Source organism: Escherichia sp. 94.0001, from assembly GCF_013369155.2.
Classification (GTDB): Bacteria; Pseudomonadota; Gammaproteobacteria; order Enterobacterales; family Enterobacteriaceae; genus Escherichia; species Escherichia coli_F.
In genome coordinates, this window is sequence record NZ_JABWMS020000052.1 from 1 (window position 1) to 14,638 (window position 14,638).

The window sequence follows — 14,638 nt, forward strand, 5'->3', positions numbered from 1 at the left end:
ATACCTGCCTGTCACGCAGGGGGTCGCGGGTTCGAGTCCCGTCCGTTCCGCCACCTATTAAGAAGCCTCGAGTTAACGCTCGAGGTTTTTTTTCGTCTGTATGTTTATTGTTGCCATAATTGCAAAAATCCTCTGCGTTTTACGCCCTTTTTCCGCAACAGTCTAAAGTCCATAATCATCTCAGTTAACGAACATAGCATTAAAAGAGGCATATTATGGCTATCCCTGCATTTGGTTTAGGTACTTTTCGTCTGAAAGACGACGTTGTTATTTCATCTGTGAAAACGGCGCTTGAACTTGGTTATCGCGCAATTGATACCGCACAAATCTATGATAACGAAGCCGCAGTAGGTCAGGCGATTGCAGAAAGTGGCGTGCCACGTAATGAACTCTACATCACCACTAAAATCTGGATTGAAAATCTCAGCAAAGATAAATTGACCCCAAGTCTGAAAGAGAGCCTGCAAAAATTGCGTACCGATTATGTTGATCTGACGCTAATCCACTGGCCGTCACCAAACGATGAAGTCTCTGTTGAAGAGTTTATACAGGCGCTGCTGGAAGCGAAAAAACAAGGTCTGACGCGTGAGATCGGTATTTCCAACTTCACGATCCCATTGATGGAAAAAGCGATTGCTGCTGTTGGCGCTGAAAACATCGCTACTAACCAGATTGAACTCTCTCCTTATCTGCAAAACCGTAAAGTGGTTGATTGGGCTAAACAGCACTGCATCCATATTACTTCCTATATGACTCTGGCTTATGGTAAGGCACTGAAAAATGAGGTTATTGCTCGTATCGCAGCTAAACACAATGCGACTCCGGCACAAGTGATTCTGGCGTGGGCTATGGGGGAAGGTTACTCGGTAATTCCTTCTTCTACTAGACGTGAAAACCTGGAGAGTAATCTTAAGGCACAAAATTTACAGCTTGATGCCGAAGATAAAAAAGCGATCGCCGCACTGGATTGCAACGACCGCCTGGTTAGCCCGGAAGGTCTGGCTCCTGAATGGGATTAAGCCTCTCTGACAGCTCCTCTGGGAGCTGTTTTTACATGCTCGCTAAGGAAATCGATAAAAGCCCGGATGCGCGTACTTACCGCACGGTCGCTGTAATAGACTGCACTGAATGGCATTTCCACTGGCAACACTTTATCTGCCATTAACTCCACCAATTCTCCGCGAGCGATTTCTCTGTCGATCATGTAGTCGGACAAACACGCAATCCCGTTGCCACTCAGGCAAAGCTGTTTCAGTGTTTCCCCACTATTGGATGACAAACCGTACTTTACCTCATGTAATTGTCCATCACTACAGGCTATCGGCCAGGTATTGAGGGAAGCGGGTTCAGTGAATCCCAGGCAAACATGTTGCTTTAAATCGTCGATCGTTTCTGGCTTCCCGTAGCGGGAAATATAATCGGGGGAGGCGATAATTTTTCGATAACTGTTAAATAACGGCCTGGCACGTAAGCTGGAATCCGTTAACGTACCAGCGCGTATCGCGACATCCACTTTTCTTTCGATCAAATTAATAATCGTTTCGGAGGAGACTAGCGATAAAGTAACTTCCGGATAGCGTTCACGGAAAGGCTTAATTAACGGCATCAGAAAGTGCAGCACCACTGGAGTTGCGGCATCGATCCGTAACAGTCCACGCGGTGTATTATGCGTCTCCATAATTTCTGATTCTGCCGCTGCCATCTCCTGCAAAATTGACTGTACGCGACGAAAATAACGCTCGCCTTCTTCCGTCAGGCTAAGTTGTCGCGTGGTCCGATTAAGCAGGCTAACGCCAAGTTTCATCTCCAGCTTTTTCACTGCCCGGCTTACCGCTGAGTTTGCTTGCCCTAATTGTTCCGCTGCCCGGCTAAAGCTGCCGCTTTCTACGACCGAAACAAAAATGGCGAGTTCTTCCGACGTGGCTTTCATTTTTGCTCCTGTTGCAAAATAGAAGAGATATTTTGAATTTATTTGTCATTAAACCATCAGGATACGTGATATGTCATCCGATTTAATGTTCTCAACAATGAGCAAAATTCTGACCGGTGTAAGCACTTGCTTACATAACAATATACAATTGCTCGTTGAAAGAGTGAGCTAAAATCCCTATAACAGTAGAACCCTCCCGAGTGCGGAAGGGTTGACGTAATAGAGGTTTCAAAGTCAAAAGTGCGAAAAAACACCTATGCCATGCGCTATGTTGCCGGACAACCTGCGGAAAGGATCTTACCGCCGGGGTCTTTTGCGAGCATCGGCCAGGCATTACCACCCGGAGAACCGTTAAGTACTGAAGAGCGTATTCGGATCCTGGTGTGGAACATATACAAACAGCAATGCGCTGAATGGTTGTCGGTATTAAAGAACTACGGCAAAGATGCGCATCTGGTGTTATTGCAGGAAGCGCAGACAACGCCAGAGTTAGTACAGTTTGCGACCGCTAACTATCTTGCCGCCGATCAGGTACCGGCTTTCGTACTGCCACAACATCCTTCTGGCGTAATGACCCTTTCGGCGGCGCATCCAGTGTATTGCTGCCCGTTACGTGAACGAGAACCCATTTTGCGTCTGGCGAAGTCGGCACTGGTGACGGTCTATCCATTACCTGACACCCGCCTGTTGATGGTGGTTAATATACACGCCGTCAACTTCAGTCTGGGCGTAGATGTTTATAGTAAGCAGTTACTTCCAATTGGCGATCAGATAGCTCACCACAGTGGCCCGGTCATTATGGCGGGAGATTTCAATGCCTGGAGCCGTAGAAGGATGAACGCGTTATATCGCTTTGCGCGGGAAATGTCGCTGCGCCAGGTGCGTTTTACCGATGATCAGCGCCGTCGGGCGTTTGGTCGCCCGCTCGATTTTGTTTTCTACCGTGGTCTGAACGTCAGCGAAGCTTCTGTACTGGTTACGCGCGCTTCCGATCACAATCCGCTACTCGTTGAATTCAGTCCCGGCAAGCCTGATAAATAAGGTATGTCAGGTCTGCCACAGGGCAGACCAACGTTTGGCGCTGCCCTTTTATACTCAAATAACAAAAGGACAGCGCAATGACAACACAATCCCACCATGACCACGTAGAAAAGCAGTTTAGCTCTCAAGCCAGCGAATATCTGACCAGTACCGTACATGCATCCGGACGAGATTTACAGCGCCTGGCGGAGCGTCTGGCTGATTATCCTGATGCAAGTGTACTTGATATGGGCTGCGGAGCAGGGCATGCCAGCTTTGTCGCTGCGCAAAACGTGAGCACGGTGGTGGCGTATGACTTATCTGCCCATATGCTGGATGTCGTGGCACAAGCTGCCGAAGCCCGGCAACTGAAAAATATCACCACCCGCCAGGGATATGCCGAAAGTCTGCCATTTGCCGATAACGCATTTGATATTGTTATCAGCCGTTATTCTGCCCATCACTGGCATGATGTTGGTGCAGCACTGCGTGAAGTGAATAGGATATTGAAACCTGGCGGTAGGCTGATTGTGATGGACGTAATGTCTACGGGTCACCCAGTGCGCGACATCTGGTTACAGACGGTAGAAGCATTACGCGATACCTCTCACGTACGAAACTACGCCAGCGGTGAGTGGTTGAGGTTAATCAATGAAGCCAATCTGATAGTTGATAATTTAATTACAGATAAGTTACCGCTGGAATTTTCTTCATGGGTCGCGAGAATGCGTACGCCAGAAGCGTTAGTAGACGCTATTCGCATTTACCAACAGAGCGCATCGACAGAGGTGAGAACGTATTTTGCCTTGCAGAATGACGGCTCTTTCACCAGTGATATCATCATGGTAGAAGCACATAAAGCAGCATAAATAAAAAAAGCACCGGGGGAATCGGTGCCTTTTTATTATCTGGTTTGTCAGGAATCTGGCATGTTGTTGTTTTTCACAAACAACGTCAGCTTATCGCCTGGTTGCAGATTCGCAGTGTCGCTGTTCCAGCGCATCACATCTTTGATGTTCACGCCGTGGCGTTTAGCAATGCTTGAAAGCGAATCGCCTTTGCGCACACGATACGTAATGCTATCGCTGTTGTTTGCCAGTCGCTGTGCGCTACTGCCTGCACCAATCGTCAAACTTTGGCCTGGCTTCAGCTTAGTTCCGCGCAGTTTGTTCCACTGCTGCAAATCTTTGGTGCTTACGCCGAGACGTGAAGCGATACTTGAAAGCGTGTCGCCAGAGCGTACGGTGTAAACACGGCTGTTAAGCGGCATATTGTCGGCAACCAGCGTCGACTGTACAGCAGCAATTTCGCCTGAAGCCAGAGACTCACGCAGTTGATCTGCATGCTTCTTTGGCACCATCACGTACTGCGGACCACTTGCGCCCAGCGTGGAGCCTTTCACGCCAGCGTTGAATGTCTTCAGCTTGCTGACGGAAATCCCCGCCATATCAGCAACCTTCGCCATTTCAACCGGGCTGCTCAGGTGCACACGCGCCAGAGCACGGCTTTCATCGGTCGTTGGCAGACGTACGCCATAACGCTTGCTGTTTTTGAGAATATCACTCAATGCCAGCATTTTAGGCACGTACTGCTTCGTTTCCTGCGGCAACGGTAACGACCAGAAGTCCGTGGATTTCCCACGCGCTTTGTTCGTTTTAATTGCCTTCATGACCCGACCTTCGCCGCTGTTATAAGCCGCTACGGTCAGAAGCCAGTCGCCGTCAAACATCTTGTTCAGACGCTGCATCATGTTCAGCGCGGCAGTTGTTGAAGCAACAACATCGCGACGCGCGTCATAATTACGGGTCTGTTTCAAACCATAATTGCGCCCCGTGCTCGGAATGATCTGCCAAATACCTGCGGCATTGGCGCCAGACGTCGCGTGAGGATCAAAAGCGCTCTCCACTATGGGTAGTAGTACCAGTTCCATAGGCATGTTACGTTTTTTAACTTGCCCGGCTATCCAGTACATATACGGCTCTGCCCGTAAAGTTACATCGTGGAGATAGCTCTTATTGCGTAAATATTTCTGTTTCTGTTCGCGAATCCGGTCGTTTTCCGGAATTCCCATCTTTAGCTCGTCGCCAATGAAAGCCCACAAGTCACCATCTGGCGCGATAGACGTCCCATCGTCCATCCATCGTGCCTGACTTGTAAACTTTGCTGCTTCCCCTTGACCAGCTGCAGAAAGGCTCTGTGCGTGCTGTTGAACGTTGCCGGTACTCTGGCAACCCACGAGCAGGACAGAGGCGAGTAATATCGCTTTTGCCTTCATGTGTGTGTCAATAGTTGCTTAAAAGACGACCGATCATAACGGCGAACGGAGCCGATGACAAGAAAGTTTTATCAGAACCTATCTTTCTTTGACCTTAACCATGCAAAACGTTCTTCAGGTTGTTGCAATAATGTTTCTTCATTAATTACATTAATTAAATCAATATCTTCTGTTCTTAAAAAAACATTAATTTGCCGCTCATTTTTCAGAATTACGGGTAGTGTTATTTGATTTTTTGCCCGTAACTCCTTAACTTTACGATAATAATCATTTATGGACAAATCGTGCGGAAGAATACTCAAAGCAAACTTCATATTTGATAACGTATATTCATGAGCACAACATACCAATGTATCGTCAGGTAACGCACTTAACTTTTTAAGTGATTGATACATTTGTGATGCTGTCCCTTCAAACAACCGACCACACCCACCAGAAAACAGCGTGTCGCCGCAAAATAGATAAGGTTTACTGAAGTAACAGATATGTCCTAAAGTGTGACCCGGTGTGGCAATTACACTAAATTCATGCCCCAAAACGAAGGCAGTTTCGCCATCTTTGACTACCTGTGTTGTTCCCTTATCTTGTGTCTCTTGTGGACCATACACCACAATTTGCGGAAACTTTTCCACCAGTTCTTTTACGCCGCCAACGTGATCGTGATGATGGTGGGTGAGAAATATGGCCTCCGGTTGCCAGTTATTGGCGGCAATGGCGTTTAATACTGGCTCTGCGTCTCCGGGATCGACAATCAGGCAGCGACCTGCTTCATCATTCAAAACCCAGATGTAATTGTCATCAAAGGCGGGAATACTGTTAAGATTCATAGATTACCTCTCAGTGTGAAACGGAAGGTTGTGATGAAACCGGCAAGAGTCCCTCAAACTGTCGTGGCTCCTGATCGCTGGGGCGATTTGCCCTGGGGAGAGCTTTATCGCAAAGCGCTGGAGCGCCAGCTCAACCCGTGGTTCACTAAAATGTATGGTTTTCATCTGCTTAAGATTGGCAATTTAAGCGCAGAAATCAATTGCGAAGCGTGCGCGGTTTCTCATCAAGTGAATGTTTCTGCGCAAGGAATGCCCGTCCAGGTACAGGCGGACCCACTTCATCTTCCTTTTGCCGATAAATCCGTTGATGTTTGTCTATTGGCACATACATTGCCGTGGTGCACCGATCCGCATCGTTTATTGCGTGAAGCCGATCGGGTATTGATTGATGATGGCTGGCTGGTCATTAGTGGCTTCAATCCCATCAGTTTAATGGGATTACGCAAACTTGTGCCGGTATTGCGCAAAACCTCGCCCTATAACAGCCGGATGTTTACTCTGATGCGGCAGCTGGACTGGCTCTCGTTGTTGAATTTTGAAGTGCTACACGCCAGCCGTTTCCACGTTCTCCCGTGGAACAAACATGGTGGAAAACTATTGAATGCGCATATTCCTGCGCTTGGTTGCTTACAACTTATTGTTGCCCGGAAACGGACTATTCCTTTAACGCTAAATCCGATGAAACAGAGTAAAAACAAGCCGCGAATTCGCCAGGCGGTTGGAGCCACCCGACAATGTCGTAAATCACAAGCTTAAACTTCGACTTGGTAGCCCGTATCTTCCAGTGTGGGATTCATTGCCGCAGCACGAGCCAGTTCATCACAGCGTTCGTTTTCCGGGTGTCCGGCATGGCCTTTAACCCATTCCCATTTGATTTGATGTTGCCCCAGCGCAGCATCAAGACGTTGCCAGAGATCGACATTTTTTACTGGTTTTTTGTCTGCGGTTTTCCAGCCACGTTTTTTCCAGTTATGGATCCACTGGGTGATACCCTGGCGGACATACTGGCTGTCGGTACTCAAAATGACTTCGCAATGTTCTTTTAACGCCTCCAGCGCGACAATAGCGGCCATCAACTCCATACGGTTGTTGGTGGTGCGGGTGTAGCCTGCGCTAAAGGTTTTCTCGCGTCCGCGATAGCGTAAAATAGCGCCGTAACCCCCAGGTCCTGGATTGCCCAGACACGAACCATCGGTGAAAATTTCTACCTGTTTAAGCATCTCTGGTAGACTTCCTGTAATTGAATCGAACTGTAAAACGATAAGTCTGACATAAATGACCGCTATGAGCACTGCAATTACACGCCAGATCGTTCTCGATACCGAAACCACCGGTATGAACCAGATTGGTGCGCACTATGAAGGCCACAAGATCATTGAGATTGGTGCCGTTGAAGTGGTGAACCGTCGCCTGACGGGCAATAACTTCCATGTTTATCTCAAACCCGATCGGCTGGTGGATCCGGAAGCCTTTGGCGTACATGGTATTGCCGATGAGTTTTTGCTCGATAAGCCCACGTTTGCCGAGGTAGCCGATGAGTTCATGGACTATATTCGCGGCGCTGAGTTGGTGATCCATAACGCAGCGTTCGATATCGGCTTTATGGACTACGAGTTCTCGTTACTTAAGCGCGATATTCCGAAGACCAATACCTTCTGTAAGGTCACCGATAGCCTTGCGGTGGCGAGGAAAATGTTTCCCGGTAAACGTAACAGCCTCGATGCGTTATGTGCCCGCTACGAAATAGATAACAGTAAACGAACGCTGCACGGGGCATTACTCGATGCCCAGATCCTTGCGGAAGTTTATCTGGCGATGACCGGTGGTCAAACGTCGATGGCTTTTGCGATGGAAGGAGAGACACAGCAGCAACAAGGTGAAGCAACAATTCAGCGCATTGTACGTCAGGCAAGTAAGTTACGCGTTGTTTTTGCGACAGATGAAGAGCTTGCGGCACATGAAGCCCGTCTCGATCTGGTGCAGAAAAAGGGCGGAAGCTGCCTCTGGCGGGCGTAATTATCTGTGAAAGGCGATAAAAATAGCGACTTGGGCGATTTTTGCAGCAAACGATTCAAAAGATGAGAAAAACCATTGACGAAGGGTGAGGCAATCCGTAATATTCGCCTCGTTCCCAACGGAACACTACGCGGAGCGGTAGTTCAGTCGGTTAGAATACCTGCCTGTCACGCAGGGGGTCGCGGGTTCGAGTCCCGTCCGTTCCGCCAATATTCAGAAAGCCCGAATCAGTAATGATTCGGGCTTTCGTCGTTTTGGTGAAGCGAGAATTTTTTCACTCAGGAAGTAAAACGAATATGATTTAAAAAATGGCCAGACATTATAAATTCTGGCCACTTCTGTTACTCCAGCGCATCCCATTTTTCCAGCAGTTCTACTGGAATTTCATTTATAACCTCCGAGAAGCGTTTTCCGACCAGGCGCTCTGCCTGGCGCAGCAAAGGAATGGTCGGGCTGCTCGGTTCGCTGTGCTCAAACCAGCGACGGATGACACGCAGGCGTTCCAGCGCGTCGTTCCGGTCGCGGATCTGCCTGGGTTCTGCGCCGGACATCGGTGATATTTCCTCCGCGATATGCACCGGTAGCGCAATCTGCTCTGACGATATCTGTTCAGTATGAACGATGGCGGTGCTCTCCGGCTGTTCAACTACTGGTTGTGGCAGGATCTCCGGCGTGGTGGTCCGTATCGCTCCCGGCAACAGAGCCAGCAATTGTGTCAGACGGGATAGGTTCGGTGCCTGTTCATTCAGCGTTTCACGCGCATGGCGTTGCAGCCGCTCAGTGGTCTCTGCGGCCTGGCGAAAGGCGTCAAGTGGCAGTGCGCCGCGCGCTTCCAGGTCGGCCAGTTGCTGGCGTACCGATTCCGGTGCCAGCGCATCCGCCGGGCGTGATGCAGACAGCGAACGCTCCACATCCCGTACCTGAAGGCGCATGGCGACATTATTTGACAGCGTGATACCCCGGATATCCGCCATTACGCCTTCGTGGTCCAGCAACGCCGCCAGCGCGTTACTGCGTGCCACAGCCGCCTCTTCGGCGGTGATATCTTCAGTCGCGAGCAGTTGCGGGTGGATGGCGTCCGGGTACGTGGCGCACAACGTTTCCAGCAGCGTGAGTACCTCCGCCAGTCCCCTGGCACCGGCCTGCTGGATACGGCAGCGCAGCAGGACAACCAGAATACGGATATCTTTACTGCGCGTCAGCAGGCGGCGGGCATCCCGCTCAAGCTCCGCCCAGTTAATGATTTCCGGCGTACTGACAAAATCGCCATATTGCGCTTCTTCACGCGGCGCGGCGCGGGTGAACAGCAGCAGGTACTCGGGATCGTACTCCAGATCCGGGCCGCAGGGGCATTCCGCCGAAACAGGGTCAGACAGGGATGTATCCATAAAATTATCCTCAGTGCGCCAGATAGTGTTCAGGTTCGAAAATCATGCCCGTCACCGGGTTGTCGTGCATGGCTTTACCGGCCCAGGCGGTCCAGCCAAGCTGGTATGGGCCACCGGTAACAGCCGGAGGGGCAGCATGTGGTTTAAGCTGTAGCTCAATTTCCCAGCAGTATTCAAAACCGGTGAAAGCGCGAACCAGTTCCGTCAGGACTGGCAGGTTATTGCCGCCAGGCAGAAAACGCTGATAATCGGCCAGCGTCAGCGGGCCAATCACCAGCCGGAATTTATACTGCATATCCGGCACCGCCTGGCCGATGAGTGCGCCATTGCCAATAACGGAAGAGGAAGCAGGCATCCCCAGCCGGGTGATCTCATCGTCCGCCACGGCTATCCAGTGCAGGACATACTCTTGTATCCGGAAAGGCACGCCGAAATAGTGAGCCAGCGTGGCGGCCAGCCCGTCGGGGTTGCGGGACTCACGCACCAGATGCGCCGATGCTGCCAGGCGAATGTGATCCGGCAGCGGGCTGTCGGCGCTCTCCCGCAAATCCTGCCCGCTGAGGCTGGCGACATAAAAGGCAAAGCGGTCATGTTGCGGTTTATCCAGACCGCCTCCGGCTGACTGTGCGCTGCGCCAGGCCTGGTAAAACTGCGTCAGCCAGCGGTGATGAAAAAGATCGGAAAAACGGGTCAGCGTCGGATCGCGGCGGCTTTCGGTCCGGTTACGCGCCAGTTCGGTGTAGTGCAGCGGCAGCGGGCCGTTCGGCCCCCACAGCCCGAGACTGTACAGGCTGATGTGCAGGCGTCCTTCCTGCCAGCTCACACTGGCGATTTCCCGTGGCGCAAAGGTCAGCGTGGGCGTTTGTCCGAGGCGAAATTTTTCCATCCGTGGTTGCCAGGTGTTGCCCGCCAGAACGGTACACAACTGCACATCCACGCGGCGCATCAGGTTCAGAAAACCGTAACGCCATGGGGTTTCCTGCGCCTGAGTGAAATCGTCGCTCATACGCTTCCCCGCTGTCCCGCCCTGACAGGCCAGGTCATAATTTTGCCGCGCTGCATGCTGTGCAGCGTCATCTGCGAGAAGGTATTAATGGAAACATGACGGGCGATATAGTGCTCCAGCACCAGGCCGAACAGATACGGACTGATACCGGAGAACCCTTCCTCATCCACCGTCAGTTCACAACTGACGCCGCGCCCATAGACCAGCAGCCCGGAACCGGGCAGACGGCGGGTGACCGGGGTGGTGTTGCAGCCAATCAGACTGCGTACCTGGCGCGACTGTGGACTGTCATGCGCCGGAATAAACAGGTTAAGCAGATCGCGCAGCGCCTGGCCGCCGGTACGGTGATCCAGATCGGCGAGCGGCAGATAATTAAAGGATAACTGGCGGATCAAACGCCAGGCCATCTCACGTTCAGCCAGCGGGGGCTGCGGCGAGCGCGGCGGGCGGATAAGCCCTACGCCCGCCACTGGGATTGCCGCATCCACGGTTAGATCGTCCCGGCCATTACGTGCAATAAGACAGGGCAGATCGCGGTTAGTGACCATGGCCGTGATGGTGATGTGGCGCAGATTTTCTGGGTACGGCGCTTCATATTGGTCAACCAGCGACAGGAACACTTCCGAGCCCGTATAGGGGGTACGGGTGCCGTAACGGCGGGCGTTTTCTGATAAGCGGCGGGGCTCCCGGCGCAGGGAAAAATAACGTCCGTGATTGCCTTCATCATTATTGCGGGTGTGGTAGAGCGGGCGAAAGGCCATCTTCCGTGTGGTGTCGGTTTCCAGCCCTTCCACTTCCTGGACCGAGAACACCTCATAATCCAGTGGATGGGTTCTGTCTACCACCAGATGCTGTTCCGTCGTGCTGTGCGTGACATCGATCCGTGCGGTGACGCGGGGAAACAGGTTGATAATCGGGGTACAGAACAGGCTGAACTGTGCCGCGTTTGTCTGGTGGATCAGCCAGTCCGGCGGCAGGCGGTTCAGCAGGATAACAATCTCCGCCACGCCACCGTCAATTTTCTGTAACCCGGCAGACAGGCCTGTCGGGGTGAAAAAATAAAAGCGTTCTGGACAGGCAAAATATTCATGCAGCAGGTTATGACCGTGAAACACGTTCCACGCCAGCGGCAGCAGCCCCTGATCCAGCTCCAGGCCTTCGTACATAACGGGATGTTGCAGATTCACATCCAGCGCACCGTCAAAATGCCCCGGAATGCCAGCCAGGGTCGCAATGGCGCTGGTATGTAGCAGTTCGAACAGGTGTGAGGCCGTGCGCTCCTCGCCACAGAGATAAAACGGAAGCCTGTCCAGCCCTGCAAGCTGACTGAATGTCAGTTCACCAAAGGTGCGCAGGGTAATACGCAGCGCACCAGCGACGTGAATGTTGGCTGGCAGAGAGCGGTGCAGGGCAGGCATATCCGGCGGTGCGGCGGTCAGTCGCACCTCTTCGATGGCGAGCGGCCACAGCGTTACATCCTGGCTGCTGCGAAACTGACAGGCGGTACTTTCGCCTTCCGGAATGGCGGAAAAAAAGGCCGTGTCGCGCGGGACGGTAAATCCCTTCGCCAGATCGCCTTCTTCCGGGTCGGGATGGAGCTGCGCCACGCTCATTGAGGGCGTGGGGGTGACGTAATTGGGGCTGACTACTTCCAGCAGGCGCTGGGTGAAACGGGGGAATTCAGCGTCAATTTTTAGCTGCGTGCGGGCGGTCAGGAAGCTAAAGGCTTCGACCATACGCTCCACATACGGATCGGCAATATCCGTTCCCTGCATACCCAGTCTGGCGGCGACTTTAGGATGACGGGCGGCAAATTCGGCTCCCGTTTCCCGCAGATAGCTCAGTTCGCGGTTGTAGTATTCCAGTAGCCGTGGATCCATCGGTTTCTCTCTGAATTAAAAAAACGTAATGCGGCTCTGTTCCATATCCAGCGCGCTGCGTACCCGGAATGCCATCGGGTAGGGCTGCGTGAGGATCTCGCCGCGAATTTCAAACTGTAATGTGTTATGGCCGCTCTGGTGGCGCTCATCCTGAAGTGGGATGATTTGCAGGGTGGACGCTTTCAGCCGGGGTTCAAACCGGATGATGGTACGCAAAATGGCCCTGCGAATATCGTCCCATTTGTGTTCGTACAGAAAGCTGCCCGCCAGTGGCGGCAGGCCATAGTTCAGTACGGATGCCGCCGCGTGTGGGTAACGTGCGGCATCAATATCATCTTCATGGCTGACGGTGTTGAGCAGAAACGACAAATCCCGGCGGATGATCTCCTTAAGCTGAACCGGGCTGACGCTGATATCGTGGTCGCGCTTCTGGTCTGGGGCGTCATCGCACAGGCGGTCAAACAGTGTGGGCAGCAGGTGGCTGCCCGGACGCTGGCGGGAGGTGCTCACGCGTCGCTTCCTTCGGAGGTATTAAAGGTACAGGTGGACAAATCCAGCAGGCTGATATCGCCCTGGCTGGTGAGCCACACCCTCTGACCCTGCGCCTGTACCAGCGTCTCTCCCGGCCCGTCCTGCCAGACCGTTTCCCGGCACAGACGCAGGGTATCGGCGGCCTTTTCAGAGCCGCTGTAGCGGGGAAACAGCCAGGCGCTGTGCGTGTCACCGTTGTGCAGGGTGACGTTGATGGGTTTCCAGAGCAAATCGGTCAGATGCGCAGGCCGCGGCGATTTCAGCGAACAGATTTGTGAAAACGGCAGCCAGATATATACCCCGCCCGCGATCAGTTCGAGTACCGGACCGATACGGGAGTCGCTGTCGCTAATCCAGTCAAATGCGCCGCCATTCCACTGCCCTGCAGTATCTGTTATGGCCTCAAGTGCGCGGCTGCGGTGGGCGTCAGCTTCCTGCGCTTCACCACGGGCGTTACAGGCGAGGGCGGTCAGCAGATCCTCCATCCAGGCGGGCGGCGGAAGAATAAAATCGGGCCGTTGTTCTCCCTGAAAGCAGGCGTGGCGGTATATCTCACAGCGGATCAGCTCGCCAAATACCTGCGCTTCGCGGGTATAATTTGCGTCCATCCGGGCGCATAGCTGGATCTGTTGCAGTGCCCGCGACCAGTCGCCTGCCACGCACAATAACTGAAATAGACTGTGGCGGCGGAAGGTCTGCGCTGGGAGCATCCTGACCTGCTGCTCGGCCATCTGAATGCCTTCCGCCACGGAATAATCCCGCAGCAGCGCCGACAGGGTAGCCGGTAGCTCGTTATTGTTTATCATGAGAGGTATCTCCGTGTTGTGCCGGGTTTATCCGGTAATGGCTGTCAATGCCAATGATGCGATGCTCTTTGCGTGTCAGGTCGGGCAGAACGGTGTTATGCGCTGTTTCCGGGGCGTATTCCGGGGAAAGTAAATGCAGGATGTCAGGGGGAGTGTTTTCGACAGGCCAGATAGTTTCATCTTCGCCGGTGGCATCCAGTACATTGAGAATAGCGTCAATGCTTAACCCGCCAGTGACCATATCCTGCAATGTCTCGGCTTCAGTGACCAGGTCACGCAATGAATCCAGATCCTGCGAGGAGGGTTCTTCGTTAAAGGGAAAAGGATCAGCATGGCGATGAAGATCTTGTTCGGGAGATAACAACGCTTCGCGGTATTCCTGATAAAGTCGGGTCAGGGCATTTTCTTTTTCCGCATCTTCTCCGGTGGAGGAGGCTCCATGAACAGGAATGATATCGAATGGATTTTGTGATGTCAGATGCTGCTGCCTGAACCAATCCAGATCCAGATATTCGGTTATTGTTTCCGACGTGGTGGCAGTCTGCGATGTCTTTACTGCGCTTAGGTTCGGAGATGATGGATTGCCATGCACAAGGCACCATGAAGATAATCCCCATTCTATCAGGTCGCCTTCATTCAGACGCATACGGTGATGAGGTTCCACAATCTGGTCGTTTACCGTACAGCAATATTCGGTAGACTGATTGATAATCCACCATGCTTCTTCGTGGCGGGTCAGTCTGAGCGCAATCTTTACATCATCATTCACATCAAAAACAGGAATCCAGGGAGAGGTAACGGTGAAGATAATTTGTGTTCCTTCAGTCGCGTAAATTGTGTTATCGGCGATCCCATGCGCCTGTATTTTTTGGAGTCCCCACGTAATATTTGGTTTCATTGCGTATCACTGTGTAGAGTGTTTCTTTCAAAAGAATAAGTTTTCTAAATTTTTAGATAAG

At 52.2% G+C, this 14,638-nt stretch carries 15 protein-coding genes and 1 tRNA gene; 6 read left to right on the forward strand and 10 right to left on the reverse strand.

Features of this window, described 5'->3' with window-relative positions:
• The first annotated feature begins 215 nt into the window (after positions 1–215).
• Positions 216–1,019 (forward strand): 2,5-didehydrogluconate reductase DkgB, encoded by an 804-nt coding sequence (dkgB, locus tag HEN33_RS18645; protein ID WP_176263185.1) that lies wholly within the window; start codon positions 216–218, stop codon positions 1,017–1,019.
• On the opposite strand, the gene yafC is transcribed toward dkgB, so the two are convergent.
• A complete protein-coding gene (gene yafC, locus HEN33_RS18650; protein WP_176263184.1) occupies positions 1,016–1,930 on the reverse strand; it encodes a DNA-binding transcriptional regulator YafC in 915 nt (304 codons plus the stop codon). The genes dkgB and yafC overlap by 4 nt on opposite strands.
• Positions 1,931–2,170: 240 nt before the next feature.
• Between yafC and HEN33_RS18655 the strand changes: the two genes are divergently transcribed.
• The gene (locus tag HEN33_RS18655; protein WP_176263183.1) at positions 2,171–2,971 is read left to right on the forward strand and encodes an endonuclease/exonuclease/phosphatase family protein; all 801 of its coding nucleotides are present in this window, start codon (positions 2,171–2,173) and stop codon (positions 2,969–2,971) included.
• A gap of 77 nt (positions 2,972–3,048) precedes the next feature.
• On the forward strand, positions 3,049–3,819 hold the full coding sequence (locus HEN33_RS18660) for a class I SAM-dependent methyltransferase (protein ID WP_176263182.1): 771 nt from the start codon (positions 3,049–3,051) through the stop codon (positions 3,817–3,819).
• 47 nt (positions 3,820–3,866) lie between these two features.
• Here the strand turns inward: HEN33_RS18660 and mltD are convergent, their stop codons facing one another.
• Positions 3,867–5,225, reverse strand: a complete 1,359-nt coding sequence (gene mltD / locus HEN33_RS18665) for a murein transglycosylase D (protein WP_176263181.1) — start codon at positions 5,223–5,225, stop codon at positions 3,867–3,869.
• 71 nt (positions 5,226–5,296) lie between these two features.
• Positions 5,297–6,052 carry a hydroxyacylglutathione hydrolase gene (gene gloB / locus HEN33_RS18670; protein ID WP_001052715.1) on the reverse strand — a complete coding sequence of 252 codons (756 nt, stop codon included), beginning with the start codon at positions 6,050–6,052 and terminating at the stop codon, positions 5,297–5,299.
• A gap of 33 nt (positions 6,053–6,085) precedes the next feature.
• Between gloB and HEN33_RS18675 the strand changes: the two genes are divergently transcribed.
• Positions 6,086–6,808, forward strand: a complete 723-nt coding sequence (locus HEN33_RS18675; protein WP_137427673.1) for a class I SAM-dependent methyltransferase — start codon at positions 6,086–6,088, stop codon at positions 6,806–6,808.
• Here the strand turns inward: HEN33_RS18675 and rnhA are convergent.
• Positions 6,805–7,272, reverse strand: a complete 468-nt coding sequence (gene rnhA, locus HEN33_RS18680; RefSeq protein ID WP_000917883.1) for a ribonuclease HI — start codon at positions 7,270–7,272, stop codon at positions 6,805–6,807. The two genes, HEN33_RS18675 and rnhA, sit on opposite strands and share 4 nt — an antisense overlap.
• Before the next feature lie 64 nt (positions 7,273–7,336).
• On the opposite strand from rnhA, the gene dnaQ reads away from it, so the two are divergent.
• Positions 7,337–8,068, forward strand: a complete 732-nt coding sequence (gene dnaQ / locus HEN33_RS18685; RefSeq protein ID WP_001366128.1) for a DNA polymerase III subunit epsilon — start codon at positions 7,337–7,339, stop codon at positions 8,066–8,068.
• A 132-nt stretch (positions 8,069–8,200) separates the two neighbouring features.
• Positions 8,201–8,277, forward strand: a tRNA-Asp gene (locus HEN33_RS18690).
• 132 nt (positions 8,278–8,409) lie between these two features.
• On the opposite strand, the gene HEN33_RS18695 is transcribed toward HEN33_RS18690, so the two are convergent.
• Genes HEN33_RS18695 through tagK form a run of 6 tightly spaced genes read right to left on the reverse strand, consistent with a single transcriptional unit; the run spans position 8,410 to position 14,577 of the window.
• Positions 8,410–9,456 (reverse strand): type VI secretion system protein TssA, encoded by a 1,047-nt coding sequence (locus tag HEN33_RS18695; protein WP_103253956.1) that lies wholly within the window; start codon positions 9,454–9,456, stop codon positions 8,410–8,412.
• A 10-nt stretch (positions 9,457–9,466) separates the two neighbouring features.
• Positions 9,467–10,462 carry a type VI secretion system baseplate subunit TssG gene (gene tssG / locus HEN33_RS18700; RefSeq protein WP_176263180.1) on the reverse strand — a complete coding sequence of 332 codons (996 nt, stop codon included), beginning with the start codon at positions 10,460–10,462 and terminating at the stop codon, positions 9,467–9,469.
• Positions 10,459–12,342, reverse strand: a complete 1,884-nt coding sequence (gene tssF / locus HEN33_RS18705; RefSeq protein WP_176263179.1) for a type VI secretion system baseplate subunit TssF — start codon at positions 12,340–12,342, stop codon at positions 10,459–10,461. Before tssF ends, tssG begins: the two co-directional genes overlap by 4 nt.
• 15 nt (positions 12,343–12,357) lie before the next feature.
• The gene (gene tssE / locus HEN33_RS18710) at positions 12,358–12,852 is read right to left on the reverse strand and encodes a type VI secretion system baseplate subunit TssE (RefSeq protein ID WP_176263178.1); all 495 of its coding nucleotides are present in this window, start codon (positions 12,850–12,852) and stop codon (positions 12,358–12,360) included.
• Positions 12,849–13,679: a type VI secretion system accessory protein TagJ gene (locus HEN33_RS18715; protein WP_176263177.1), complete on the reverse strand. Its 831-nt coding sequence runs from the start codon at positions 13,677–13,679 to the stop codon at positions 12,849–12,851. Before HEN33_RS18715 ends, tssE begins: the two co-directional genes overlap by 4 nt.
• The gene (gene tagK / locus HEN33_RS18720; protein ID WP_176263176.1) at positions 13,666–14,577 is read right to left on the reverse strand and encodes a type VI secretion system-associated protein TagK; all 912 of its coding nucleotides are present in this window, start codon (positions 14,575–14,577) and stop codon (positions 13,666–13,668) included. Before tagK ends, HEN33_RS18715 begins: the two co-directional genes overlap by 14 nt.
• Positions 14,578–14,638: the final 61 nt, after the last annotated feature.

Coding starts and splice junctions, on each gene's coding strand:
- yafC (WP_176263184.1), bottom strand. CDS start 1,930: ATGAAAGCCACGTCGGAAGAACTCGCCATTTTTGTTTCGGTCGTAGAA.
- HEN33_RS18660 (WP_176263182.1), top strand. CDS start 3,049: ATGACAACACAATCCCACCATGACCACGTAGAAAAGCAGTTTAGCTCT.
- HEN33_RS18715 (WP_176263177.1), bottom strand. CDS start 13,679: ATGATAAACAATAACGAGCTACCGGCTACCCTGTCGGCGCTGCTGCGG.
- tssF (WP_176263179.1), bottom strand. CDS start 12,342: ATGGATCCACGGCTACTGGAATACTACAACCGCGAACTGAGCTATCTG.
- HEN33_RS18675 (WP_137427673.1), top strand. CDS start 6,086: ATGAAACCGGCAAGAGTCCCTCAAACTGTCGTGGCTCCTGATCGCTGG.
- dkgB (WP_176263185.1), top strand. CDS start 216: ATGGCTATCCCTGCATTTGGTTTAGGTACTTTTCGTCTGAAAGACGAC.
- tssG (WP_176263180.1), bottom strand. CDS start 10,462: ATGAGCGACGATTTCACTCAGGCGCAGGAAACCCCATGGCGTTACGGT.
- rnhA (WP_000917883.1), bottom strand. CDS start 7,272: ATGCTTAAACAGGTAGAAATTTTCACCGATGGTTCGTGTCTGGGCAAT.
- dnaQ (WP_001366128.1), top strand. CDS start 7,337: ATGAGCACTGCAATTACACGCCAGATCGTTCTCGATACCGAAACCACC.
- gloB (WP_001052715.1), bottom strand. CDS start 6,052: ATGAATCTTAACAGTATTCCCGCCTTTGATGACAATTACATCTGGGTT.
- HEN33_RS18695 (WP_103253956.1), bottom strand. CDS start 9,456: ATGGATACATCCCTGTCTGACCCTGTTTCGGCGGAATGCCCCTGCGGC.
- mltD (WP_176263181.1), bottom strand. CDS start 5,225: ATGAAGGCAAAAGCGATATTACTCGCCTCTGTCCTGCTCGTGGGTTGC.
- tagK (WP_176263176.1), bottom strand. CDS start 14,577: ATGAAACCAAATATTACGTGGGGACTCCAAAAAATACAGGCGCATGGG.